The organism is Actinosynnema sp. CA-299493 (genome assembly GCF_050946825.1).
In the GTDB taxonomy this organism is placed as follows: Bacteria; Actinomycetota; Actinomycetes; order Mycobacteriales; family Pseudonocardiaceae; genus Actinosynnema.
In genome coordinates, this window is sequence record NZ_CP191993.1 from 5,639,210 (window position 1) to 5,661,162 (window position 21,953).

Annotated in this window: 24 protein-coding genes; 11 read left to right on the plus strand and 13 right to left on the minus strand. The window is 71.0% G+C overall.

All coding sequences use genetic code 11. The features are described 5' to 3' along the window. Positions 1-54: 54 nt before the first annotated feature. From ACQPYE_RS23565 to ACQPYE_RS23580, 4 genes are read left to right on the plus strand one after another with little or no spacing between them, the layout of a single operon-like run. On the plus strand, positions 55-2,520 hold the full coding sequence (locus tag ACQPYE_RS23565; protein ID WP_498714538.1) for an ABC transporter permease: 2,466 nt from the start codon (positions 55-57) through the stop codon (positions 2,518-2,520). Continuing rightward, complete coding sequence (locus ACQPYE_RS23570) at positions 2,513-3,178, plus strand: ABC transporter ATP-binding protein (protein ID WP_498714540.1); 666 nt, start codon at positions 2,513-2,515, stop codon at positions 3,176-3,178. Before ACQPYE_RS23565 ends, ACQPYE_RS23570 begins: the two co-directional genes overlap by 8 nt. Continuing rightward, positions 3,175-3,819 (plus strand): ABC transporter ATP-binding protein, encoded by a 645-nt coding sequence (locus tag ACQPYE_RS23575; protein WP_498714542.1) that lies wholly within the window; start codon positions 3,175-3,177, stop codon positions 3,817-3,819. Before ACQPYE_RS23570 ends, ACQPYE_RS23575 begins: the two co-directional genes overlap by 4 nt. 6 nt (positions 3,820-3,825) lie before the next feature. Next, positions 3,826-4,869: a GDSL-type esterase/lipase family protein gene (locus tag ACQPYE_RS23580; RefSeq protein ID WP_498714544.1), complete on the plus strand. Its 1,044-nt coding sequence runs from the start codon at positions 3,826-3,828 to the stop codon at positions 4,867-4,869. An 8-nt stretch (positions 4,870-4,877) separates the two neighbouring features. On the opposite strand, the gene ACQPYE_RS23585 is transcribed toward ACQPYE_RS23580, so the two are convergent. From ACQPYE_RS23585 to ACQPYE_RS23605, 5 genes are all read right to left on the minus strand, one after another. Next, complete coding sequence (locus ACQPYE_RS23585) at positions 4,878-5,498, minus strand: histone deacetylase (protein WP_498714546.1); 621 nt, start codon at positions 5,496-5,498, stop codon at positions 4,878-4,880. A gap of 16 nt (positions 5,499-5,514) precedes the next feature. Further along, positions 5,515-5,712, minus strand: a complete 198-nt coding sequence (locus tag ACQPYE_RS23590; RefSeq protein ID WP_498714547.1) for a hypothetical protein — start codon at positions 5,710-5,712, stop codon at positions 5,515-5,517. A gap of 62 nt (positions 5,713-5,774) precedes the next feature. Next, complete coding sequence (locus ACQPYE_RS23595; protein WP_498714549.1) at positions 5,775-6,032, minus strand: hypothetical protein; 258 nt, start codon at positions 6,030-6,032, stop codon at positions 5,775-5,777. Between the two features lie 7 nt (positions 6,033-6,039). Further along, positions 6,040-6,621 carry a GNAT family N-acetyltransferase gene (locus tag ACQPYE_RS23600; protein WP_498714551.1) on the minus strand — a complete coding sequence of 194 codons (582 nt, stop codon included), beginning with the start codon at positions 6,619-6,621 and terminating at the stop codon, positions 6,040-6,042. 5 nt (positions 6,622-6,626) lie between these two features. Then, complete coding sequence (locus tag ACQPYE_RS23605) at positions 6,627-6,932, minus strand: hypothetical protein (RefSeq protein ID WP_498714553.1); 306 nt, start codon at positions 6,930-6,932, stop codon at positions 6,627-6,629. Positions 6,933-7,261: 329 nt separating this feature from the next. On the opposite strand from ACQPYE_RS23605, the gene ACQPYE_RS23610 reads away from it, so the two are divergent. The 3 genes from ACQPYE_RS23610 (at position 7,262) to ACQPYE_RS23620 (ending at position 10,394) form a co-directional block, all read left to right on the plus strand. Continuing rightward, positions 7,262-7,765 carry a nitroreductase/quinone reductase family protein gene (locus ACQPYE_RS23610; RefSeq protein WP_498714555.1) on the plus strand — a complete coding sequence of 168 codons (504 nt, stop codon included), beginning with the start codon at positions 7,262-7,264 and terminating at the stop codon, positions 7,763-7,765. Positions 7,766-7,984: 219 nt separating this feature from the next. Further along, entirely contained in the window at positions 7,985-9,634 is a 1,650-nt protein-coding gene (locus tag ACQPYE_RS23615) for an FAD-binding oxidoreductase (protein WP_498714557.1), read from the plus strand. Positions 9,635-9,662: 28 nt separating this feature from the next. Beyond that, positions 9,663-10,394, plus strand: coding sequence for an SDR family NAD(P)-dependent oxidoreductase (locus ACQPYE_RS23620; RefSeq protein WP_498714558.1), 732 nt, complete (start codon positions 9,663-9,665; stop codon positions 10,392-10,394). A 246-nt stretch (positions 10,395-10,640) separates the two neighbouring features. Here ACQPYE_RS23620 and ACQPYE_RS23625 read toward each other — a convergent pair whose 3' ends face one another. After that, the gene (locus ACQPYE_RS23625; protein WP_498714560.1) at positions 10,641-10,790 is read right to left on the minus strand and encodes a hypothetical protein; all 150 of its coding nucleotides are present in this window, start codon (positions 10,788-10,790) and stop codon (positions 10,641-10,643) included. 739 nt (positions 10,791-11,529) lie between these two features. Between ACQPYE_RS23625 and ACQPYE_RS23630 the strand changes: the two genes are divergently transcribed. After that, the gene (locus tag ACQPYE_RS23630) at positions 11,530-11,988 is read left to right on the plus strand and encodes a hypothetical protein (RefSeq protein WP_498714561.1); all 459 of its coding nucleotides are present in this window, start codon (positions 11,530-11,532) and stop codon (positions 11,986-11,988) included. Between the two features lie 139 nt (positions 11,989-12,127). Beyond that, entirely contained in the window at positions 12,128-13,306 is a 1,179-nt protein-coding gene (locus ACQPYE_RS23635; protein ID WP_498714563.1) for an acyl-CoA dehydrogenase family protein, read from the plus strand. A 97-nt stretch (positions 13,307-13,403) separates the two neighbouring features. Here the strand turns inward: ACQPYE_RS23635 and ACQPYE_RS23640 are convergent, their stop codons facing one another. The 3 genes from ACQPYE_RS23640 to pdhA are packed head-to-tail and all read right to left on the minus strand — an operon-like array spanning position 13,404 to position 16,745. Beyond that, the gene (locus ACQPYE_RS23640; protein WP_498714565.1) at positions 13,404-14,663 is read right to left on the minus strand and encodes a dihydrolipoamide acetyltransferase family protein; all 1,260 of its coding nucleotides are present in this window, start codon (positions 14,661-14,663) and stop codon (positions 13,404-13,406) included. Further along, positions 14,656-15,675, minus strand: coding sequence for an alpha-ketoacid dehydrogenase subunit beta (locus tag ACQPYE_RS23645; protein WP_498714566.1), 1,020 nt, complete (start codon positions 15,673-15,675; stop codon positions 14,656-14,658). Before ACQPYE_RS23645 ends, ACQPYE_RS23640 begins: the two co-directional genes overlap by 8 nt. Next, a complete protein-coding gene (gene pdhA, locus ACQPYE_RS23650) occupies positions 15,672-16,745 on the minus strand; it encodes a pyruvate dehydrogenase (acetyl-transferring) E1 component subunit alpha (RefSeq protein ID WP_498714567.1) in 1,074 nt (357 codons plus the stop codon). The genes ACQPYE_RS23645 and pdhA overlap by 4 nt, the downstream gene beginning before the upstream one ends. Before the next feature lie 123 nt (positions 16,746-16,868). On the opposite strand from pdhA, the gene ACQPYE_RS23655 reads away from it, so the two are divergent. After that, positions 16,869-17,351 carry an Lrp/AsnC family transcriptional regulator gene (locus ACQPYE_RS23655; RefSeq protein ID WP_123747364.1) on the plus strand — a complete coding sequence of 161 codons (483 nt, stop codon included), beginning with the start codon at positions 16,869-16,871 and terminating at the stop codon, positions 17,349-17,351. On the opposite strand, the gene ACQPYE_RS23660 is transcribed toward ACQPYE_RS23655, so the two are convergent. The 4 genes from ACQPYE_RS23660 to ACQPYE_RS23675 form a co-directional block, all read right to left on the minus strand. Next, positions 17,333-18,034, minus strand: a complete 702-nt coding sequence (locus ACQPYE_RS23660; protein ID WP_498714568.1) for a CAP domain-containing protein — start codon at positions 18,032-18,034, stop codon at positions 17,333-17,335. The genes ACQPYE_RS23655 and ACQPYE_RS23660 overlap by 19 nt on opposite strands. A 244-nt stretch (positions 18,035-18,278) precedes the next feature. Beyond that, positions 18,279-19,559, minus strand: coding sequence for a HAMP domain-containing sensor histidine kinase (locus ACQPYE_RS23665; protein ID WP_498714569.1), 1,281 nt, complete (start codon positions 19,557-19,559; stop codon positions 18,279-18,281). Beyond that, positions 19,556-20,236 (minus strand): response regulator transcription factor, encoded by a 681-nt coding sequence (locus ACQPYE_RS23670; RefSeq protein WP_498714570.1) that lies wholly within the window; start codon positions 20,234-20,236, stop codon positions 19,556-19,558. Before ACQPYE_RS23670 ends, ACQPYE_RS23665 begins: the two co-directional genes overlap by 4 nt. Before the next feature lie 49 nt (positions 20,237-20,285). Further along, positions 20,286-20,846, minus strand: coding sequence for a TetR/AcrR family transcriptional regulator (locus ACQPYE_RS23675; RefSeq protein WP_498714571.1), 561 nt, complete (start codon positions 20,844-20,846; stop codon positions 20,286-20,288). A gap of 135 nt (positions 20,847-20,981) precedes the next feature. Here ACQPYE_RS23675 and ACQPYE_RS23680 point away from each other — a divergent pair, with 135 nt between their 5' ends. After that, positions 20,982-21,764, plus strand: a complete 783-nt coding sequence (locus tag ACQPYE_RS23680) for an SGNH/GDSL hydrolase family protein (RefSeq protein ID WP_498714572.1) — start codon at positions 20,982-20,984, stop codon at positions 21,762-21,764. Positions 21,765-21,953: the final 189 nt, after the last annotated feature.

Below are 21,953 nucleotides of genomic sequence, written 5' to 3' on the forward strand. Positions count from 1 at the left end.
GCGCCGGTGCCGAAAAGCCTCCTCTGTGGAGGGAGCGCCGGTTACCGTTCGCCGGTGCAGATCCCGTGGCGAGCCGCCCCGCGCGCGGCCCTGTCGAGTCCGCTGACGTTGCTGGTCAGCGTGGTCACCGCGCTGCTGCTGAGCTTCGTGGTGGCCGCCGCCGTGATGCACTCGACCGCGTCCGGCAGCGCGGCGATCGACTACCAGCAGCGGCAGCTGTGCGAGGAGTCGCTGCACCCGTCGCTGGAGTCCACCACGGGCGTGCCCCACGAACACGTCGCCGACGGGGTGAAGACCGTCACCGAGGCGATGGTGGGCCACCCCACGTTGATCGGCATGTACACCCGGGAGAAGCGCACGGACTTCGGCGGCCGGCAGACCTACGCGAAGTTCGGCTACCGCGCCGGGGCCGTGGATCACCTGAAGGTGCTGGAGGGCGGTGGGAAGGACGGCCTGTGGGTGCCCCGGAGCATCGCCGTCACCACCGACCTCCGGCTGGGCGAACGGGGCCTGGGCGGGCGGCTGCCACCGGTCACCGCGATCTACGCCGACGTGATCGACCCGCTGCCCGGCTGGTGGTGCTCGGAGCGCCACTTCGTCGTGCCGAACGTGCTCGACCGCGACGAGCTGGCCACCGCCGTGGTGTGGGTGCCGAGCGCCGAGTCGTTCTACGCGCTGCCGCCGGAGGTCACCGGCCCCACGGACATCACCGTGCGGTTCCCCGCCGACGTGCCGCGCACGGTCGACGAAGCCGCGGCCCTGCTCGCCGAGGGCACGGCCCGCATCGCCCCGGTCGAAGACCTCTTCAACCGCACGGTCTCGCTGCTGGACCTGCCGGTGGAGAACGCCAGGCAGACCGCCGTCAACGTGCGCTCCGCCGTGCTGCCGCTCACCCTGATCAGCCTGCTCATCGGCCTGGCCGGCGTCGCCACGGTGACCGCCCAGTGGGCCCAGCGCCGCCAGTCCGAGCTGCGGCTGCTGTGGGTGCGCGGCTCCGGCCCGTTCGCACTCGGCGGGCGGGGCGTGCTGGAGCTGGGCCTGCCGCTGGTGGTCGGCGGCGCGCTCGGGTTGGGCGCGGCGCGGTTGCTGCTGCCCGTGTACGCGCCGTCGGACGTGCTGCCGCCGGGCACCGTGACGACCGCGGCGCTGGCGGTGGTCGTGGTGGTGGCGTCGAGCATCGTGGTCACGTTCGCCACCGGCGCGCTGCGCACGCACCGGATGTTCCAGGTCGCGGGCAGCGGCAACCGGCTGCGCGAGGTGCTGACCGCGTTGCCGTGGGAACTGGCCACCGCCGCCCTGGCGGTGTGGGCGTGGAACCGGGTGCGGGACAGCGGCCTGGCCACCACGACGAAGGTCGGCGGGCTGCCGCGCATCGACGCCGCCGCGTTGGCGTTCCCGCTGCTGGTCGTGCTCACGGCGGCGCTGCTGACGGCCCGGCTGGCGAAGTGGGCGTTGGCCGCCTCGCACCGGGCGGAGCTGTGGTCCAAGCCCGCCGCGCAGTTGGCGATCCGGCGGCTCGCGGCCGGCGCCGGCCCGGTGACCGGCGTGCTGCTGGTCGGCGTGCTGGCCGTCGGCACCATCGCGGTCGGCACCGCCATCGCCGGGTCGCAGAGGACCGCGCTGGAGGTGAAGTCCGGCATGTACACGGGGTCGGACAGCTACGCCCAGATCCCGTCGGACGTCACCGAACTGCCGGAGGCGTTGCGCGGCAACTCCACCATCGTGGGCTTCGTCGAGCAGCACGACCGCACGGCGCTGGTGGTGGACCCGAAGACGTTCCGCGACGGCGCGTTCCCGTTCGAGATCGACCCGGCGCTGCTGGACGAGCCGCTGCGGGTGGGCGACGTGCCGCGGCGCGAGGTCCAGCTGCCCGGGCTGCCGCCGATCAAGCCGGACGCGTGGGTGCCGTCGTTCCCGAAGCTCGGCACGTCCGGCTGGGTCGTGCCGCTGGACGTGATCGAGGATCGCGACGACATCGGCTCCTGGTACGTGTGGTCGCGCGAGCCGCTGGCCGAGGTGACGTCGGCGCTCGCGGCGGCGGGCGTGGAGTTCTCGCGCACCGTGGGCGAGAAGGAGAAGGCGGTGCAGGGCCTGCCGTTCCTGACGATCCAGTGGACGTTCGGGTTCGTCACGGCGCTGGGCGCGGTGCTGGCGGTGGTGGCGTCGATCGCGCTGCTGCTGGCGGTCGAGGTGCGACGGCGGCAGAACGCGCTGTCCGGCGCGTTCAGCGCCCGGATGGGTCTCGGACCGGCCGCGATGCTGCGCAGCCACCTGATCGAGCTGGGCGCGGTGGCCGCCGCCGCGGTGGTCGTCGGCTTGGCCGCGAGCGCGGCGAGCACCGGCTTCACCGTGCCGAAGCTGGACCCGGCGCCGCGGCTCACCCCGGTGCCGCGGGTGCCGGACGTCGCGCCGCTGCTGGGGACGACGGTGGTGGGGAGTGCGCTGGTGGTGCTGGTGGCGGCGTGGATCGCGGTGCGCGCGGTGCGTTCGGCGAAGATCGGGGAGCTGATCCGTGGTTGAGCACGTGGTGCGGTTGCGCGAGGTGGGTGTGGACTACCGCACGCCGGCCGGGGCGGTGACCGCGGTGTCGGACGTGACGTTGGACGTGCCCGCGACGGGGTTGACGGTGCTGGCCGGACCGTCCGGGTCGGGCAAGTCGACGTTGCTGCGGGTGTTGAGCCTGGTGGAGCGGCCGACTCGGGGCGGGGTGGAGCTGCGCGGGAGGGGCACGGCACGGTTGTCGTCCCGCGCGCGGCGCGAGTTGCGGCGGCGCGACGTCGCGCTGGTGCTCCAGAACCCGGCGGACAACCTGATCGGTCACCTGGACGTGGGCGACAACCTGCGTGCGGCGGCGCAGGCGGCGGGCCGGGTCGCGGAGGTGGACGAGCTGCTGGCGCGGCTGGGGCTGCCGGGCACGGCCACGTGGCAGGTGTCGGCGATGTCGGGCGGGCAGCAGCAGCGGCTGTCGTTCGGGTGCGCGTTGGCGCGGCAGGCGACGGTCGTGCTGGCCGACGAGCCGACGTCGCAGCTGGACGCGTCGTCCGCGGACCTGGTGCTGGAGACGTTGGCGGACCTCGCGCGGCGGGACGTGCCGGTCGTGGTGGCCTCGCACGACCCGAGGTTGATCGCGTTGGCGGACACCAGGTTCGACCTGCGGAACGGGGTGTTGGCGGCATGACGGCGTTGCTGGTGAAGGGGATCGAGCGGACGTTCCGGCACGCGAGCGGGCCGGTGCACGTGCTGCGCGGGATCGACCTGGAGGTGGCGCCGGGTGAGCTGGTGACGCTGTCGGGGCCGTCCGGGTCGGGCAAGAGCGCGTTGCTGGCCGTGCTGGCGGGGTTCGACCGGGCGGACTCCGGCACGGTGGAAATGGCCGGCGAGGTGCGGACGTCCGCACCGTCGTGGCAGGTGTGCGCGTTGCTCCCACAGGCGCTCGGCCTGGCCGGCGAGCTGACGCTGGCGGAGAACGTGGCGCTGCCGATCCGGCTCGGCCGCACCGGGGGTTCGCTCGACCGGGTGACCGAGCTGCTGGTGGAGCTGGGCGTCGGCGAGTTGGCCGACCGGTATCCGGCCGAGGTGTCCTACGGGCAGCAGCAGCGGGTCGCGCTGGCCCGCGCCGTCATCGGCGAGCCGAAGGTGCTGCTGGCCGACGAGCCGACCGCGCACCTGGACCGGCGCAGCGCGCCGACGGCGGTGCGGGTGCTGCGGCGGGCGGCCGACGCGGGCTCGGCGGTGCTGGTCGCCACGCACCACGACGAGGTGCACCGGGCGGCGGACCGCACGCTGGCGCTCAGCGGCGGGCGGATCTCCGTAGAATAGGCACCGATGTCGCGCCGAATCGTGTCCGTTGCCCTGGTCTTCCCCCTGCTTGCCCTGTTGCTGCTGGTCAGCGACTCGCCGTACCCGGCGTTGCCGGGGCCGAAGCGTGACGCGCCGCGCGCGATCGTGGCGTTGGGCGACAGCACGATGGCCGGTGAGGGCGCGGGGTCCTACGAGCCGGGCACGAACGGCGAGAACGACAACTGGTGCCACCGGTCGACCAAGGCGTCGGTGCGCCAGACGCGGGTCGCCGGCGTGGACAAGGTGTTCAACCTGGCTTGTTCGGGCGCGAACTCCGAGCAGGTCGGCATCACCGACCAGGTCCGCAACACCGAGGGCTCGCAGGCCAGGCAGCTGGCAGCGATCGCGCGCGAGTACCGGGTGTCGGTGGTCGTGGTGGCGGTGGGCGCGAACGACGACCCTCGGTTCGCCGACGTGCTCGGCGCGTGCCTGCGGGCGTGGATCGAGCGGCGGACCGACTGCGCGAAGACCATGGCCGACGAGTGGCGGGCCCGGGTCGAGCGGATGACGCCCAAGGTGGAGCGCGCGCTGCGCGACGTCCGCCGGGTGTTGCAGGACGAGGGTTACACACCCCGTTCTTACACGTTGGTGTTGCAGTCCTACGCCGCGCCGGTCGCGCCCGGGTTGCCGTTCGACCTGCAGAACCTGGCGGGGTGCCCGTTGCGCACGGGTGACCTGGAGTGGGTGCGGGACGAGGCGGTCGAGCAGCTGTCGGAGGGCCTGCGGACGGCGGCGAAGGCGACCGAGGCGCGGTTCCTCGACCTGTCGAAGGCGGGTGACCGGCGTGAGGCGTGCATGGGTGGCAAGAAGGCGGACGTCGAGTGGTTCACCCGGCTCACGGTGGACTTCGACGGCCTGCGGGACGAGGCGCGGGCGCGGCACGCGTTGCAGGAGTCGTTCCACCCCAACGACCGGGGCTACGAGCAGTTCGGCCGGTGCATGACGGAGTTCCTGGCCACGACCGCGCGGGAGGCGTCGTGCGTCGCCGGTGACGACGGGAACCTCGACGCGGTGGTGGCGAAGGACTGACCGCGTGGTCAGCGCTCCGCGTGACCGATGAGCGCCCCGACCTCGGCCGCGGACCAGAACGGGGTGCGGCCGGCGAGGTAGTCGGCGATCCGCCCGGTGCTCCAGCCGTGCGTCTCGGCGAGGCCGGTCGCGAGCATGGCCAGGTAGCCGGCGGAGGGCTTGGTGTGCTCGACGTCGGCCGCGCTCCAGGGCGCCGTGAACGTCAGCGCCGGGTGGCCGTCGTGCTCGCCGAGGTGGAGCAGGGTCTCGTAGCGGCCGGGGCCGAGCGCGTGCCTGCCGCCGGCCGGCACCGCGGTCAGGTCGAGGTCCGCGCCGGGTTCGCGGTACATCTCCTGCGCGGCGACGTCGGCGAACTGCGTGGTCGTGACGAGGTAGCCGCGGGCGGCGGCGACGCCGGGCAACCCGGGGTCGTAGAACGCCCGTCCACCGAGCCAGACGGGCGACTCGGTGGCGAAGTAGATCCCGCCGGGCACCTCCAACGCCCTGGTGGCGAGCGGCGGTCCGGTGTCCCGGCACCCCGGGAACCCCCGCGTCGCACCCACCGGCGTGCCACCGGCGACGTAGCACGCGAACCGCGCGGCGTGCAGGTTCGACCCGTAAGCGACGTACCAGACCAACCGGCTCGACATGCCCCGATGATCCCCCTCACCGACCGTCCGCGGCGTAGTACGCCGTGAACAGGCGGACTTCGACGCCGTCGTCGTGGTGCTCGTCGTCGTGGTGCTCGGCGTCGTGGAGGTCCTGGACGAGGGCGGCCAGTCGGTCGCGGAACTCGGCGGCCTTCGCGGCGGGGATCGACTGGCGGACCGCGATGGTGATCGGCTGGACGGGGGTCGCCGTCACGCGCTCGCGGCGCCCGCGTCGTACGCCCTGCGCCGGCCGGAGATCCGTCGTGCGCGCCGGCCCTAGGGGTACAGGCACCAGCGGCAGGCGCGGGCTGTCGGGTACTCGGTCTCCAGTTCCACGCGGGTGCCCACGAGTTTCACGTAGCTGCCCACCCAGGTGGTGCCGCGGGTCGGGGTGCCGCTGATCGTGTGGCAGGAGGCGCGGTGCAGCATGAGGTTGGCCGGGTTCAGGCTGCGTTCGGCGTTGACGACGTACTGGTCCTGGTTGTCCGCCAGCCAGTGCTCGTAGGCGCCGCTGTCCTCCGTGAACCTCTGCATCCGGACATCATGCGCCGCTCGGCCGCCACCGGCTGTCCGCCATCCGGTGCCACTCGTCCTCCAGGATGGCGTAGATCATCTCCTCGCCCCAGGCGCCCTTGAAGACCTCGTTGTGCCGGAAGTGCGCTTCGCGGCGCATGCCGAGCCGTTCCATCACGCGCCACGACGGCTCGTTGAACGCGTCGCACGACGCGACGACGCGGTGCAGGCCGAGGTGGGTGAAGCCGAGGTCGAGCATGGCGGCGGCGGCTTCGGTGGCGTAGCCCCTGCCGTGGTGGTCGGGGTGGAAGATGTAGCCGACCTCGCCCTGCCGGTGCGCCTCGCTGAGCCACTTGAGCACGGCCTCGCCGATCACCTCGCCGTCGCGCTCCACGGCGAGCGCGAGGTGGTCGCCCTCCTTCTCCGGCCACGTCACCGACGCCTTCAAGGCCAGGCTGTCGGCGGTCTCCTCGGGGGTTCGCGCTTCGCCGTACAGGTAGCGGACGACGTCCGGGCGGGACTGCCACGAGTGCAGCGCGGCGTGGTCGTCGAGGGTGAACGGGCGCAGGGTCAGGCGCCGGGTCCGGATGGGGTAGTCGGGCTTGGTCACGTCGGTCAATCTACGAAAGTCCCGCCGCGCCGTCGTCCCGGTTTCACCGGGATGTTGATCAGGAACGCGGCCTTGAGCCGGTTGCGCACGATGTCGGCGAGGTGGTCCACGTTGGCGAGTTGTCCCGGATGACCACGATGTCGGATTCCAGTATTGGTGCGCGGCGTCGAGCGGCTCCGGTGCGGACGCAGAACAGCCCGGCGACCGGGATGCGGCTCGACCCCGCCGGAAGAGCCGGTCGAATCGCCTTCGGCGCCGCCATACATACACCGCGTTGTGGAACAATCGCAGTCTGCGACGATCTGCGGCACCGATGCGTCCTGAGCGCATCCCCGCCGCATACTGCATCCCCAAGCCGGAGTCAGCGGAACGCCGCGAGCCGAACCCGACCATTACACTTCTGTATGGCTTGGGGTCCATCCCCTAGGCTTCTGTATGGCTTAAAGTGCAGCCCGGCGGACGAGTCCCCTCCGCGAAGGCACGTCGGTGGTAACATTCGGTTCTCCGCAGCGATATCCTCCACGAAAGCAAGCCACTCACGACTCGGCAATCCGCGAACGCCGGGCCGCGCCAATCACTTACTGTCCCGTCGTGCGCGAGTCTGTGACTTGCCACCTCACTGTCACCTGAGGGCCGCAGAATGGTGCCGCAGACGTGTCCATCTGCCACCTGCAAAAAACAGGGGCCAGGACCGACAACTGAATACGGCAATGACTTCAACAGACGGCTGGCCGAGGAGTTCCGCGCCAACGGCGGCGCGGTGAGCGGCATCTTCGCGGGCACTCCTCTGCTACTCCTGCACCACACCGGCGCCAAGTCGGGCACCCGGTACGTGAGTCCCCTTGGCCTGTTCGCCCCCGAAGACCGCACCTGGATCGTCGTCGCTTCCGCCGGTGGCAGCGACAAGCATCCCGCCTGGTACTTCAACGTTCGCAAACATCCCGACACAACCATCGAGGTCTCCGACGGGGCCGGCGGCATCGCCATCCACCGGGTACGGGCCCGCGTCCCCGAAGGCATCGAGCACGAGAAGCTCTTCGCCGCCTTCACCGCCGCGTACCCCCACGTCGCCGACTCGCAGGCCAAGGTCGACCGGACGTTCCCCCTCGTCGTGTTCGACCCCTTGGGCGCTCCGACGAGCTGAGCACACCTTCGCCCGGTGGAAGCACGGCGATAACTGCGCACGATAGAAGATGTCTGCCTCCACATCCACGTTCAGTCGGTGAACCGCTGGCCCGGTCACCCAGCCTGAACGTGCCGGAGACAGCAATTCCCGATAAGTAACGTGGAGGAGATATAAGCAATGCGCGATAAGCAAGGCGGAGGAGACAGCAGCCCAATAAGCACTGTGAAGGAGTCAGCCATGCCCGATAAGCAGCAAGGCCCCAGCCGAAGAAACTTCCTCGCCGGTACCACCCTCGCCGTGGGCGGTGCGGTACTCGTCGACAGCGCGCTGCTCTCGGGTACGGCGTCGGCCGCCGAATCCACCGGCAGTCCGGTCAACACCATGATGAGCACCGCCCCGGCAATCTGTGTCGACGACATCCAGTACCCGGACTTGACCATGGCGTTGAACCCGCGATGGGTGGCGAGGCCGGACAACGTCTACGTCGTGGACACGCCGGCGCAAATCGCCCCGATCGTGGCCGCGGCGATCAGCCAGGGAAAGAAGATCACGGTCCGCGGCGGAGGTCACTGCTTCGAGGACTTCGTCTACAGCGGTGACGCCAAGGTCATCATCGACCTCACGAACATGAACCGGGTCTACTACGACTCGACGACCAACTCGATCGCGATGGAAACCGGCGCGACGTTATTGGACGTGTACGAGAAGCTGTACCAGACCTGGGGCACGGTCATTCCCGCCGGTGTCTGCCACACGGTCGGCCTCGGTGGCCACGTCGCCGGCGGCGGCTGGGGATGGCTGGTCCGCCGCAACGGCCTGGTGGTCGACCACCTCTACGCGGTCGAGGTCGTCACCGTGAACTCCTTGGGGCGGGTGCAGACGATCCTCGCGACCCGTGAGGCGAGCGACCCCAACCGCGACCTCTGGTGGGCGCACACCGGCGGCGGTGGCGGGAACTTCGGCGTCATCACGCGGTACTTCTTCCGCTCTCCCGGCGTCACCGGCACGGACCCGCGCAAGCTGCTGCCGAACCCGCCCGCGAAGGTCCTGTTCAACGCCACCGGCTGGAACCTGAACAACCTGACCGAGGCTCAGTTCTCCCAGCTGCTCATCAACTACGGCACCTGGCACGCCGCGAACGTCTCGCCGACCAGCGCGGGCCGTGACCTCGCCTGCCTCTTCCAGGTCTTCCACAAGTCGAACGGTCAGATCATCGCGCTGACCCAGATCGACGCCTCGACGCCGAACGCCCAGGCGATCATGGATTCGTTCATCGCCCACCTGGCCAACGGCGCGGCGCCCCCGCTCTTCTCGCAGACCTCTCCGATGCCGTGGCTGCAGTTCATGAGGTACACGTCCACCGCCAACCCGCTGGCCAACGACCCGACGCTGCGCGCCGAATACAAGTCGGCGTTCATGAAGCGTCCGTTCTCCGCGGCGCAGGCCTCGACGATTTACCGCTACTTCACCCGTTCGGACGTATCGAACAAGAACCTCAACCTCATCCTCAGCCCTTACGGTGGGGCGACCGCTTCGGTCCCCCAGTCGGACACCGCCATTCAGCATCGCGATGCCGCGTACAAGGCACTGTGGGCGGCGCCGTGGTCGAATCCGGCCGAAGATGCGGTGAACATCGCCTGGGCACGCCAGGTGTACTATGACGTCTATGCCGATACTGGCGGTGTTCCCGTGCCGAACGCCGCTTCCGACGGGTGCTACCTGAACTACTGCGACGCCGACCTGAGCGATGGGGCGTGGAACAGGTCGTCCTCACCCTGGCACGAGCTCTACTACAAGGGCGCATATCCGCGTCTGCAGCAGGTCAAGCTGCGGTACGACCCGCGCAACGTATTCCGTCATCGGCAGTCGATCCAGCTTCCGTCGTAATCAAAGTTAGCCAAAGTGGAGGAAACACATGTCGATCTCGGGTAAATCGGTCCTGGTGACCGGTGCGAACCGGGGTATCGGACGGGCGCTCGTCGACGCAGCTCTGGCGAAGGGCGCGAGCCGGGTGTACGCCGGAACGCGGCAGCCGCTCAGCCACTCGGACGACCGCGTCGTGCCGGTCACCCTGGACATCACCGATGCCGGTCAGGTTGCTGCCGCGGTCGAGCAGGTCGGGTCGATCGACGTCCTGGTGAACAACGCCGGCTCGTTCGGTTTCGACGACCTGAGTGACCCCGCGGTGGTGCAGGGTCACCTGAACGTCAACGTCGAAGGCACGCTTCGGGTGACCCAGGCCTTCCTGCCTGCGCTGATCCAGGCGTCCGGCCGGATCGTCAACATCGTCTCGCTGAGCGCGATCTCGCCGGTCCCCATGGCGCCCAGCTACTCGCTGTCGAAGGCCGCCCTGTTCAGCCAGACCGTGGCGCTGCGCACCGTGCTGGCCTACAAGAACGTCGCCGTTCACGCGGTGTTCCCCGGTCTGGTCGACACGGAGATGACCAAGGACTTCGGCGATGTGCCGAAGGTGTCTCCGGAGAGCGTCGCCAAGGCCATCTTCGACGCGGTCGACGAGGGCGTCGAGGAGATCTTCCCCGACGACTTCGCGAAGATGATCGGCGGCAATTTCGCCGACAGCCCCTCGAAGGCACTGGAGCGCGTGTTCGCCGAGCAGGCGAAGGCCGTTCTGGGCGGCAATTCCTGATCTCGTCATGCGGCCCCGCTTCGCACCAGCGAAGCGGGGCCGTGGCATGTCCGGCGGGTGCCGGTGCGAGCCGTGCTCGATTTCTTCGAAAAAGCGCATGGTGGACAGCTCTACCGCGCGGGTGGCGGTCTGCGGATGTCGCCCTCGCCGACCATGAGCCGGGTTTCGCAGCAAGCGCCGGCGGCCCGGAGTGGATAGCGGCGGCCAACAGGTCGGCGAACCGGTCGAACAACAGCGCGGACAGCTCTATTCGACGCCCGCGCCGGTCTCCGGCAGCACGACGTCGAGGATCGAGAAGTCGACGGACACCATGAATCCCGCGCCGAGCAGGAACAGCAGGATCAACCGCCGTCCGGTGAACCGGGCGGCGAAGTCGTGTCGGCGGTCAAGGCACAATCCTTTTCTTTCCTGAACCCGTAGACCTCCGCTCAGGCGAGCCGCACAGCGCACTTCACGCCCGATCCGACTACCCGGTGACCAGCCCAGCGTCGTCGCGGTGACGTCACCCCGCGCGGCGAGCAGGTCGAGCAGTTGTCGTCACGTCGGTGATTCGACCTCCTCCACCCGTGCCGCGACCTCGCCGAGGCCGGGTTCTCCGCCATCAGCGAAGCGCCCTCCTCGGCCACGGCGCCCGCCACGCCCCCCTCGGCGTCCACCCAGAACGCAGGCGTCACCACTGGGGACCACACCTGCCCCAGGGGGCGTGAAGCAGGGCGTCGCGCTCGATCCGGTCTTCACTCGGAGGGACTCCTACCGCTGTCGTCGGACCTACCGCTGTCGACACGTGCAACTATATAGTTGCACAAGCCGGGCTCCAGGCGCTACCCGCGGGTTGCGCCTCAGCTCAGGCACCCAGCGGCCCGCAGCACACCGCGCGGAGGGAGCGACCGACCCGCACGAACGTCACGCAACACTTTCGCCCCGGGCGGAGACCCCCTCTCCGCCTGACGTCCGAGAAGAGCAGGATTGAAGAGACCCCCGGGCGACATCAGGCATACGATGAATTAGTGATCGCGATGGCGTTCGCCACGATCGCGACATGACCGGCACAGTGCAGCGAAGATCGCCAGGAGATCCATAGCTTGCCGATAAAACACCGTTAACCAGGTGATCCGGCCATCAGGAAGGCGTGTGAATGACCACGGGAGTCGACTACTCCGACTCGTCGGGAATAGTGACCACCGTCCCGAGTGACGCCGAACCGGCCAGTTCGCCGGGGGACGACTTCCGCAGCGCCTACCCCACTGTGCACGACATCCGCCCGCACTGCGCGGCCGGCGGCGGCAAGCCGCTGATCCTGCCGCCCGTTGTGGGTTCGGCCCCCTCCCCGTGGTGGTTCGCCGCCCACCACGCGCCCGGGCTGCCGGAGGAGCTGTCGGCGGGGCGCACCCCGCACGTGGTCGACTGGATGGTCGACAACACCCTGGTCAACCCCGACGCCGCCGGGGACCGGGACCGGGTCGTCTTCGCGCAGCGCTCCGACTCGCCGGAGGGGATCCGCACCGTCAAGGTCGTCGTGGTCGACGCGGGCCACCACTTCGTCGACGAGGCGCCACAGGCGGTGATCGACGAGTTCACCAATTTCTTCGACTGATCCCAGAAGGGGGGCGACGCCGTGTTCGCCGAGGGCCGGCCAACGATGACCGGCCGCACTTCTTTGGATTATCGGGTTCGGATGACAACCATCCATGCCCCGGCCGATGGGTCGGGCGGGCACGTTACGGAGTACTGAGATGACCATCAAGACCGCACCATCGCGGGAAGAGCTCATCGGCCGGGTGACCGAACTGGTCCCGATCTTCAACAAGAATGCGCCGTGGCAGGAGGAGAACCGCGTCCTGCACCCGGACTCGATCGACGCCCTGGCCGGGGCCGGGCTGTTGAAGCTGACCCTCCCGGCGAGGTACGGCGGCTACGAGTCCGACACGACCACGACGGTCGACGTCCTGACCGAGATGGGCCTGGGTGACGGCGCTGTCAGCTGGGTCGGCACGGTCTGGACCATCGGCAACTGGTTAGCCGGCCTGTTCTCCGACGAGGTCCAGGACGAGGTCTTCGGTTCGGGCGACGCCCGCATCAGCGGCACCTTCGCGCCGGGCGCGGCCGGGGTGCCGGTGGACGGCGGCGCGGTGTTCAACGGCAAGTGGGGCTTCAACACCGCCGCACCGCAGAGCAACTGGAACGCGCACGCGGCGGTGCGCATCGTCGAGGGGCAGCAGCCCGAGCCGGTGCTGATCCTGGTGCCCATGTCGGACCTCGAAGTCCTGAACGACTGGAACGCGTCGGGCCTGCGCGGGTCGAGCAGCGTCACCACCATCGCGAACAACGTGTTCGTCCCGGAGTCGCGCATCCTCCCGATGCTGCCGGTCCTTCAGGACGGTCGGCACCGCTCGGTGCTGAACGCCGCGTCCAGGGTCTGGAACACCCCCTTCCTGCCGTGGGCGACCGCGGTGGTGTGCGGGACGCACCTGGGCCTCGCGCGCGCCGCCTACGCGGCGTTCATGGAGCGGCTGCCCACCCGCACGATCACGTACACCGACTACGAGCACCAGGGCCACGCCCCGCTCACGCACATGCAGATCGCCGACGCCACGGGCCGGATCGACGAGGCCGACTTCCACACCCACCGCGTGGCCGCGAAGCTCGACGCCAAGGTCGGCGAGCCGTGGACGTTGCACGACCGCGTGAGCGCTCGCCTGGACCTCGGGCTCACCGTCCAGCGGTCCAGGGAGGCCGTCGACATCCTCGCCACCGCGAGCGGCGCCTCGTCGGTCCTCGACACCGTGCCGATCGAGCGCATCGCGCGGGACAGCCGGGCCATCGGGCTGCACGCCTACCACCACCCGAACACGAACATGGAGCTGTACGGGCGGGTCGTCGCCGGCCTCGAGCCCAACACCATTTTCCTCTGAGCACGTCGGGCTCCCCGCACCGTTGGCACGGTGCGGGGAGCCCCCCGGGGCTCCACCGGTGAGCCGGTTCGTCGATCGGGTCTAGAGACGATCGGGCCTAGAGATCGGCCAGGGCGGTGACCGGGGACTCGACGCAGTCCGCGACGAACCGGAGGAACCCGCCCGCCGTGCCGCCGTCGCACACCCGGTGGTCGAAGGCGAGCGTCAGCTGGGCGACCTTGCGCACGGCGAGCTGCCCGTCCACCGCCCACGGCCGGTCGATGATGCGGCCGAGGCCGAGGATCGCGGCTTCCGGGTGGTTGATGATGGCCGCCGAGCCGTCGACGCCGAACACGCCGTAGTTGTTGACGGTGAACGTGCCGCCGGTCATCGCGGCGGGCGTGAGCTTGCCCTCGCGCGCCGACGCGGTGTGGGCGGCGATGGCGGCCGCGAGTTCGGCGGTGGTCAGGGACTGCGCGTCCCGCACCACCGGCACGACCAGGCCGCGGTCGGTCTGGGCGGCGAACCCGAGGTGCACCTGGTCGAGCACGACGACCTCGTCACCCTCGACCCGGGAGTTCAGCTCGGGGAACTTCTTCAGGCCCAGCACGGTGAACCGGGCGAGCAGCGCGAGCAGCGACACCGTCGGCATCGCGGCCCGTGCGGCGAGGACGGCGGTGGCGTCGACGTCCACCCAGACGGTCGCTTCGGGGATCTCCCGGCGTGAGGTGGTCAGCTTCGCCGCGACCGCACCGCGCAGGCCCCGCAGGGGGATGCGCCGGCCGGCGGCGGGAGCGGGGTCGCCAGAGGGGGCGGCGCGGGCGGCGAGTTCGCGTTCCACGTCGGCGCGCCGGATGACACCGCCCGGTCCGGTGCCGGAAATCCGGTCGAGCGCCAAGCCGTTGTCCCGCGCGAGTTGCCGCACGAGCGGGGAGATGACGGCGGGTGCGGTCTCGCGGACGGCCTCCGGCACGGGGGTCGCGGCAGGGCCGGTGGCCGGTTCGGGTGTTCCGAGTGTTGAACTCGGGTGTCCCGAACGTAGGACACTCGCGTCCTGAACGTAGGACTCGCGGGGGCGGCGTCGGCGGCGCGGGGTTTCGGACGTGCCGTAGCCGATCAGGACGTTGCCGCTGCCCGACGGCTCCGACCCGCCCACGGTGAGCAGCACCGAGCCGACGGCCAGCTTCTCCCCCGGCTCGCCGAACCGCGCGCTCACCACGCCCTCGTACGGGCACGGCACCTCGACCACGGCCTTCGCCGTCTCCACCTCCACCACGGGCTGGTCGATCGACACCTCGTCCCCGACCGACACCAGCCAGGTGACGATCTCGCCCTCGGTCAGCCCCTCGCCCAGGTCGGGCAGCCGGAAGTCAGGCACCGTAGCTCCCCACGACCTCGTCGTCCCACTGCAACCGGGCGATGGCGTCCAACACCCGGTCGACGCTCGGCAGGTGGTGCTCCTCCAGCTTCGGCGGCGGGTAGGGGATGTCGAACCCGGTCACCCGCAGCACCGGCGCGTGCAGGTGGTGGAAGCACCGCTCGGTCACCCGCGCCACGACCTCCGCGCCGTACCCGCCGAACCCGGACGCCTCGTGCACGACCACCGCGCGGCCGGTCTTCACCACCGAGGCGCACACCGTCTCGTCGTCGAACGGCGACAACGACCGCAGGTCCACGACCTCGACGTCCCAGCCCTCCTCCGCCGCCGCCTCGGCCGTCTCCAACGCCGTCGCCACCATCGGCCCGTACGCGATCACCGTGACGTCACGCCCGGGCCGCCGCACCAACGCCCGGTCGAACCCGATCCGGGTCGCCGGGTCGAGCGCGCCCTTGGTCCAGTACCGGCGCTTCGGCTCCAGGAAGATCACCGGATCCGGCGAGTCGATCGAGTCGCGCAGCAACCGGTAGGCGTCATCGGGCGTGCCCGGAGTGACGACCCGCAGCCCCGGCGTGTGCGTGTAGTAGGCCTCCGACGAGTCGCAGTGGTGCTCGACCCCGCCGATGCCGCCGCCGTAGGGCACCCGGATCACCACCGGCAACGACACCCGGCCGCGCGTGCGGTTGCGCAGCTTGGCCAAGTGGCTGGTGATCTGCTCGAACGCCGGGTACGCGAACGCGTCGAACTGCATCTCCACCACGGGCCGCAGCCCGTTCATCGCCATGCCGATGGCCGTGCCGACGATGCCGGACTCCGCCAGCGGCGTGTCGAACACCCGCTGCTCGCCGAACCGCGCCGCCAGCCCGTCGGTCACCCGGAACACGCCGCCGAGCGCGCCGACGTCCTCGCCGAACACCAGCACGGTCGGGTCGGCGGCCAACGCGTCGCCCAGCGCCCGGTTCAGCGCGCCGGCCATCGAGACCTGGGACGTCTCCGCCGTCACCGCGCTCATGCCAGTTCCTCCCGCAACGCCGCGGCCTGTTCCCGCAGGTGGCGGGGCGTGGTCGCGTAGACGTGCTCGAACAGCTCGTCGGGCGACGGCACGGAGTCGACGTTCAACCGCGCCCGCACGGACGCCGCGAACTCCTCCGCCTCGGCCGCCACCGCCGCGCGCCGCGCGTTGTCCAGCAGCCCCCGCGACACCAGGTACGCCTCCAGCCGGTCGACCGGGTCACGGTCCAGCCACGCCGCGACCTCGTCGGACGTGCGGTAGCGGGTGGCGTCGTCGGCGTTGGTGTGCGCTTCGATCCGGTAGGTCAGCGCCTCGATCAACGTCGGCCCGCCGGACGCCACCGCCTCGCGCACCACCGCGTACACGGCGGCCACGTCGTTGCCGTCCACCAGCACCGACGGCACGCCGTACCCGATGCCCTTGTGCGCCAGCGACGGCGCCGCGTTCTGCTTGGACATGGGCACGCTGATCGCGTAGCCGTTGTTCTGCACCAGGAACACCACCGGCGCCTGCCACACGCCGGCGAAGTTCAGCGCCTCGTGCGTGTCCCCCTCGGACGTCGCGCCGTCGCCGAGCATGACGAGCGCGGCGACGTCCTCGCCCTTGAGCCGGGCGGCGTGCGCGAAGCCGACGGCGTGCAGCGTGTTGGTCGCCAGCGGCGTGCACTGGGGGCCGACGCGGTGCTCGTACGGGTCGTAGCCGAGGTGCCAGCCGCCTTGCAGCAGGGTCAGCGTCTCGGCCGGGTCGACGCCGCGGGTGACCAGGGCGACGGAGTCGCGGTAGGTCGGGAACAGCCAGTCGTCGGGGCGCAGCGCGAGCACCGCGCCGACCTCGCACGCCTCCTGACCGCGTGACGACGGGTAGACCGCCAGCCTGCCCTGCTTGGTCAGGGCGGTGGCCTGCGTGTCGAAGCGCCGGCCGACGACCATCCGGCGGTGCAGTTCGACCAGCACGTCGTCATCGGGCATGGACAGCGGCGAGTCGTCCACCGGCGTGCCGTCCTTGCGCAGCAGCGACAGCGGTTCGTCGCTGGGCAGCAACGTCCGCTCGGGCGCGCGGGTGCGGGCCATGGGCTCCTCCGGGTGTCTCACTGGGCGAGATGGAGGGCATGGTCCAGCTCACAGCGGCCAATGTTCCAGATCCGGACCGGGAATCCGGACGAACGGTCGCGCGGACGGGTTATCGTCGGCCACATGACGGTCCGGGCTGGACATTCGGCGCCCCTCGACGAGCTCGACCGGCGCATCGTGGAGGAGCTGCGCGCGGACGGTCGGCTGTCGATGCGGGCGTTGGCGGAGAAGCTGCACATCTCGCGGGCGAGCGCGTACTCGCGGGTGGAGCGGCTGCACCGGGACGGCGTCCTCACCGGGTACGCGGCGGTGGTCGACCCGGAGCGCTACGGCTTCGGCATCTCCGCCTACGTCTACCTCAAGATCAGCCAGCACTCGTGGAAGGCGGTGCGGCAGCGGGTGATGGAGATCCCCGAGGTGTGGCACGGCGCGCTGGTGTCCGGTGACTACGACCTGGTGCTGCTGGTCCGCGCGCCGGACGCGCACAGCCTGCGTGACCTGGTCCTGTCGCGGTTGCAGACGATGCCGGACGTGACGTCCAGCCACACCGTGCTGATCCTGGACGAGCTACCGGCCGGCCGCGACGGTCACCAGCCGAAGTTCTGAGTCCAGTACCAGCCGTAGGAACCACCACGGGCCAGCCCCACGCCCAACGTCTTGAGCTTGCAGTTCAGGATGTTGGCGCGGTGGCCCGGCGAGTCCATCCAGCCCTTGAGCACGGCCTCGGCGGTGCGCTGGCCGGCGGCGATGTTCTCCGCGCCGGGCGCGGGGTAGCCGGCGGCCTTGACCCGGTCGACGAAGCTGCGGCCGTCCTTGGAGACGTGGTCGAAGTAGTTCTGGGCGGCCATGTCGGCGCTGTGCGCGCGGGCGGCGGCGGCCAGCCTGCCGTCGGCGGCCAGCGCGGGGCAGCCGTTCGCGGCGCGTTCACCGTTGGTCAGCTCGACCACCGCGGCCTCGGCCAGGTCGACCTCGGTCTTCGTCGGCGCGGGCGGGGCGGGCGGCTCCTCCTGGACCTGCGCCTGCTTCGGCGGCTCGACGGTGGTCGTGGTCGTCGTCGTGGTGGCCGGCGGCGGCTCGGACGTCGTGGTGGCGGACGAGGACGGCGCGGCGCCCGACGAGGTGGTCACCGCGGTCACCGCGGTCGACTCGGCGTCCGGTCGGGGTGTGGCGCTCGTGGTGGCGGTGGCGCCGGCCGTGATGAGGGCCATCCCGTCCGGGTGCTCGCACCCGGCCAGGGCCAGTCCGGCGAGGACGACGGCGACGGGCAGCACACGGCTCTTGCGCGACACGCGGAAAACCCTCAATCTGCATTCGGCGGCATTTCGGGCGCGGCGACCGCGGGTGCGCTTCTTCGCAGGGTAAGCGCACGCGGTCGCCGCACCGGAGTGGGAACCGGGACGACCGGGCAAGGGTGGGAGCGCCGCGGTCGACCCAATTCCGTTAATAACTTTATCCGGCCCGGCAGAACTGTCAACAACCAATTATTTAAGGAACATTTAAAGGTCGCATCAGGCGCGGAAAAGGGACCGGGGGTCAGACTGGCTCTTCCGCGCGGCCGAGCCGGAGCTGGACCCGCGTGCCGCCGAGCGGTCCCCGGTCGACCACCAGGGAGCCGCCGGTGGCCTCCGCCGCCCGGCGGGCGATGTCGAGGCCGAGCCCGGTGGAGCCCGCGCCGCTGCTGCCCCGCCGCAACGCCGCCGCCAGGTCGTGGATGCCCGGCCCCGCGTCCTCGATCACGACGACCACGCGTTCCGGCTGGTGGAACAGGGCGACGACGAACCCGACGCCCTCGGGCGTGTGCCGGAAGACGTTGCCGAGCACGGCGTCCATCGCGGCCGCGAGGTCGCTGCGGGTGAGCGGGACGAAGGCGTGGCGCTCGGTGCCGCGCAGGTTCCACAGGCGCTGCTGGTCGTCGGCGAGGGCGGACCAGAAGACCAGGCGGTCGTGCACGACCTGGGCCGCGTCGCACCGGCCGCCGTCGGGGTCGTCCAGCTCGCGGCGGGCGGCCCGGATGAGTTCGTTCACCTCGCGTTCGAGTGCGTGCACGGCCTGCCGGACGCGGTTGGCGCCCGGGTCCTGGCCGAGGGTTTCCGAATCGAGCCGCAACGCGGTGAGCGGGGTGCGCAAGCGGTGCGAGAGGTCGGCCAGGATTTCGCGTTCGTTCGCGACCAGTTGACCGATCCGATCGGCCATCCGGTTGAACGCGGCGCCCACGTCGAGCAATTCCGGCGGACCGGTCGGCGCGACCCTGGTGGCGAGGTCGCCCTGGCCCATCTTGCGCGCGCCCTCGGCGAGAGCGGCGGAGGCCTTGACGACCCGCGCGCCGAGGCGGTCGGCGACCAGCACCGAGCCGAGCACGAGGACGACCGCGACGCCGCTGAGCGCGAGCCAGGCCTGCTCGACGCCCCGGGACAGCTCGGCGCGCGGCACGAACGCCTCGACCACGGCCACCCGGCCCTCGCCGAGCAGCACGGGTTGCAGGTGCACGAGACCGGCCGGTATCGGCTCGGTGGACGCCAGGCCCTGCTCCCGGGCGGTGCGGATCTGCCGGTCGGTCGCCACGGGCACGCCGACGACCTGGCCGTCGGCCAGGTGCACGGCGACCCGGCCGGCGCCGGCGGTGAGGGCCTGGCCGACGGACGCCGGGTCCGAGGTGATCACCAGCACGGGGGTGAGCGCGCCGGCGAGGCGTTCGGCGTCGACGAGCGCGCGGTCCTCGGCGAGCTGGCGCACCACGAGGGCGAGCGGGATCAGGAACGCGAGCGCGACCATCGACGTGACGGCCAGGGAGACGAGGGCGAGCGACTTCCTCACTCGGCCGCCGTGAGCTTGAACCCGACACCGCGCACGGTGTGCAGGTAGCGGGGTTGGGCGGCGCGTTCGCCCAGCTTGCGGCGCAGCCAGGACAGGTGCACGTCCAGCGTCTGGTCGTCGTGCCTGCCGGGCAGGTTCCACAGGTTGGCCAGGAGCTCGCCGCGCGGCACCACCTTGCCCTCGCGCGCGGCGAGGTAGGCGAGGAGGTCGAACTCCTTGCGGGTGAGGTTGAGCTCGCGGCCGTCCAGGCGCGCTTCGCGGCGGTCGGGGTCGACGGTGAGGCGGCCGACGCGGAAGGTGGCGGGCGCGGCGTCCTTGCGCGCGCGGCGGAGCACGGCGGAGAGCCGGGCGGCGAGGTGCTCGCTGGAGAACGGCTTGACGAGGTAGTCGTCGGCGCCGGCGTTGAGCACGCGGACGATCTCGCTCTCGTCGTCCCGGGCGGTGGCGACGATGACCGGCACGTCGCACACGCCGCGCATCATGCGCAGGGCGTCCGCGCCGTCCATGTCGGGCAGCCCGAGGTCGAGCACGACCAGGTCGAACGCGCCGCCGGTGATCTCGCGCAACGCCTCCAACGCCGTGCCGACGGGCAGCACCGCGTGCCCGAGCCCGGTCAGCGCGCGGGCCACCGCCGACCGCACCACCGGGTCGTCCTCGACGAGCAGCACCGAGACCATGGCGCGCACCGTAACGCGATCGGGCGACCCCTTCGCCGCTCCCCCGGCGCTACCGGCGCACCGACCCCGCCGTCCGCTCGGGCTCCGGGAGGAAGAGCCCGTCCAGCAGCACGGGGATCGCGCGGTGCGGCTCGGGGGTCAGGTCGACGGCCGCCTGGAGCATCGTCAGCACGACCACCACGTCGTCGAGCACGATGTCGTCGCGCAGGTGGCCCGCCGCCCGGGAGCGGTCGAACGGCCCGCGCAGCGCGTCCAGCAGCCGGCGCACGTGCCCGCGCCGGTCGGGCTCGGGGAACCGGCGCAGCGCGTCCACCAGCGGGCGCATCGACACCTGGTAGGCCATCACCGCCTGGAGCAGCGGGCGGAACGCGGCGGGGTCGTCGGCGTCGCGCTCGGCGGCGGCCACCAGCAGCTCCAAGTGCTTGCGCGCCACCGTGAGCAGCAGCGCGCGGCGGTCCGGGAAGTGCCGGTACACCGTCGCCTGGCCGAGCCCGGTCAGGCGGGCGATGCGCGCCGGTGACGGTGGCGTGCCGCGGGCCACCAGCTCCTCGGCCGCGCGGATGATCGACGCCCGGTTCCTCAGGGCGTCGCTGCGGCGCGGAACGGTCATGGCGACACCCCGACGAAGCAGTCCAGGTTACTCGCAGGTAATGAGAATAGCACCGACTGTGATCTCTCGGAACGCCTTCGTAACGTCGTCGACCTGCCGCCTTCACGCAGGTGACGTTTCGAGGAAGGACTGGACGTGCGCGGACGTCTTCTCAGGGTCGTGTGCGCGGTGCTGCCCGCCGCCCTGGCCGTCATGCTCACCTCGACCGCGGCGCAGGCCGCCGCCCCGGTCGACTACGTCGCCCTCGGCGACTCGTACTCCTCCGGCACCGGCGCGCCGCCGTACCTCAGCGGGTCGTGCTACCGCAGTTCCCGCGGGTACGCCCAGCTGTGGGCGAACACGCACGAGGTGTCGTCGTTCAAGTACGCCGCCTGCGGCGGGGCCACCACGCAGAGCATGACCGACCAGTTCGCCTCGCTCGACGCGGGCACGGACCTGGTCTCGATCACCATCGGCGGCAACGACGTCGGGTTCGCCAACACCATGATCACCTGCGTCACCGGCAGCGACACGAGCTGCGTCAACGCCGTGAACGCCGGCATCGAGACCGCGCGCACCACGCTGCCCGGGCGGCTCGACGCCACGTACGCCACGATCCGCACCCGTGCCCCGAACGCCACCGTGGTCGTCCTGGGCTACCCGCACCTGGTCGAGCCGAACGGCTCGTGCATGAGCTCGACCAAGCGCGCGGCCCTCAACCGGGGCTCCGACGACCTGCACTCGGTGATCTCGGCCCGGGCCGCGGCCGCCGGCGTCCGCTACGTCGACGCCCGCGCCCACTTCACGGGCCACGGCGCGTGCGGCAGCTCGCCGTGGATCAACTCGTTCTCCCTGTTCCGCCTCGCGGAGTCGTTCCACCCCAACGCCACGGGCTACAGCCAGGGCTACCTCCACCTCCTCAACACCGCCACCGCCTGACCCGCGAGAGTCCTACCTCCACACCGCGAGAGTCCTACGTTCAGAACACCCGTGTCCTACGTTCGGAACACCCGAGTTCAACACTCAGCCACCGACCGCTCGTCGTGAGCGTTGAACTCGGGGTGCCTGAACGTAGGACTCTCGCGTCCTGAACGCAGGACTCGCGCGGTGGGGTGGGTGACGCCGGCA

What these genes read in the sequence shown, in the direction of transcription:
- pdhA (WP_498714567.1), bottom strand. Translation starts at nt 16,745, where the DNA reads ATGGCCCGCACCCGCGCGCCCGAGCGGACGTTGCTGCCCAGCGACGAA.
- ACQPYE_RS23575 (WP_498714542.1), top strand. Translation starts at nt 3,175, where the DNA reads ATGACGGCGTTGCTGGTGAAGGGGATCGAGCGGACGTTCCGGCACGCG.
- ACQPYE_RS23610 (WP_498714555.1), top strand. Translation starts at nt 7,262, where the DNA reads ATGGTGCCGCAGACGTGTCCATCTGCCACCTGCAAAAAACAGGGGCCA.
- ACQPYE_RS23580 (WP_498714544.1), top strand. Translation starts at nt 3,826, where the DNA reads ATGTCGCGCCGAATCGTGTCCGTTGCCCTGGTCTTCCCCCTGCTTGCC.
- ACQPYE_RS23675 (WP_498714571.1), bottom strand. Translation starts at nt 20,846, where the DNA reads ATGACCGTTCCGCGCCGCAGCGACGCCCTGAGGAACCGGGCGTCGATC.
- ACQPYE_RS23630 (WP_498714561.1), top strand. Translation starts at nt 11,530, where the DNA reads ATGACCACGGGAGTCGACTACTCCGACTCGTCGGGAATAGTGACCACC.
- ACQPYE_RS23620 (WP_498714558.1), top strand. Translation starts at nt 9,663, where the DNA reads ATGTCGATCTCGGGTAAATCGGTCCTGGTGACCGGTGCGAACCGGGGT.
- ACQPYE_RS23615 (WP_498714557.1), top strand. Translation starts at nt 7,985, where the DNA reads ATGCCCGATAAGCAGCAAGGCCCCAGCCGAAGAAACTTCCTCGCCGGT.
- ACQPYE_RS23670 (WP_498714570.1), bottom strand. Translation starts at nt 20,236, where the DNA reads ATGGTCTCGGTGCTGCTCGTCGAGGACGACCCGGTGGTGCGGTCGGCG.
- ACQPYE_RS23645 (WP_498714566.1), bottom strand. Translation starts at nt 15,675, where the DNA reads ATGAGCGCGGTGACGGCGGAGACGTCCCAGGTCTCGATGGCCGGCGCG.
- ACQPYE_RS23595 (WP_498714549.1), bottom strand. Translation starts at nt 6,032, where the DNA reads ATGCAGAGGTTCACGGAGGACAGCGGCGCCTACGAGCACTGGCTGGCG.
- ACQPYE_RS23655 (WP_123747364.1), top strand. Translation starts at nt 16,869, where the DNA reads ATGACGGTCCGGGCTGGACATTCGGCGCCCCTCGACGAGCTCGACCGG.
- ACQPYE_RS23585 (WP_498714546.1), bottom strand. Translation starts at nt 5,498, where the DNA reads ATGTCGAGCCGGTTGGTCTGGTACGTCGCTTACGGGTCGAACCTGCAC.
- ACQPYE_RS23635 (WP_498714563.1), top strand. Translation starts at nt 12,128, where the DNA reads ATGACCATCAAGACCGCACCATCGCGGGAAGAGCTCATCGGCCGGGTG.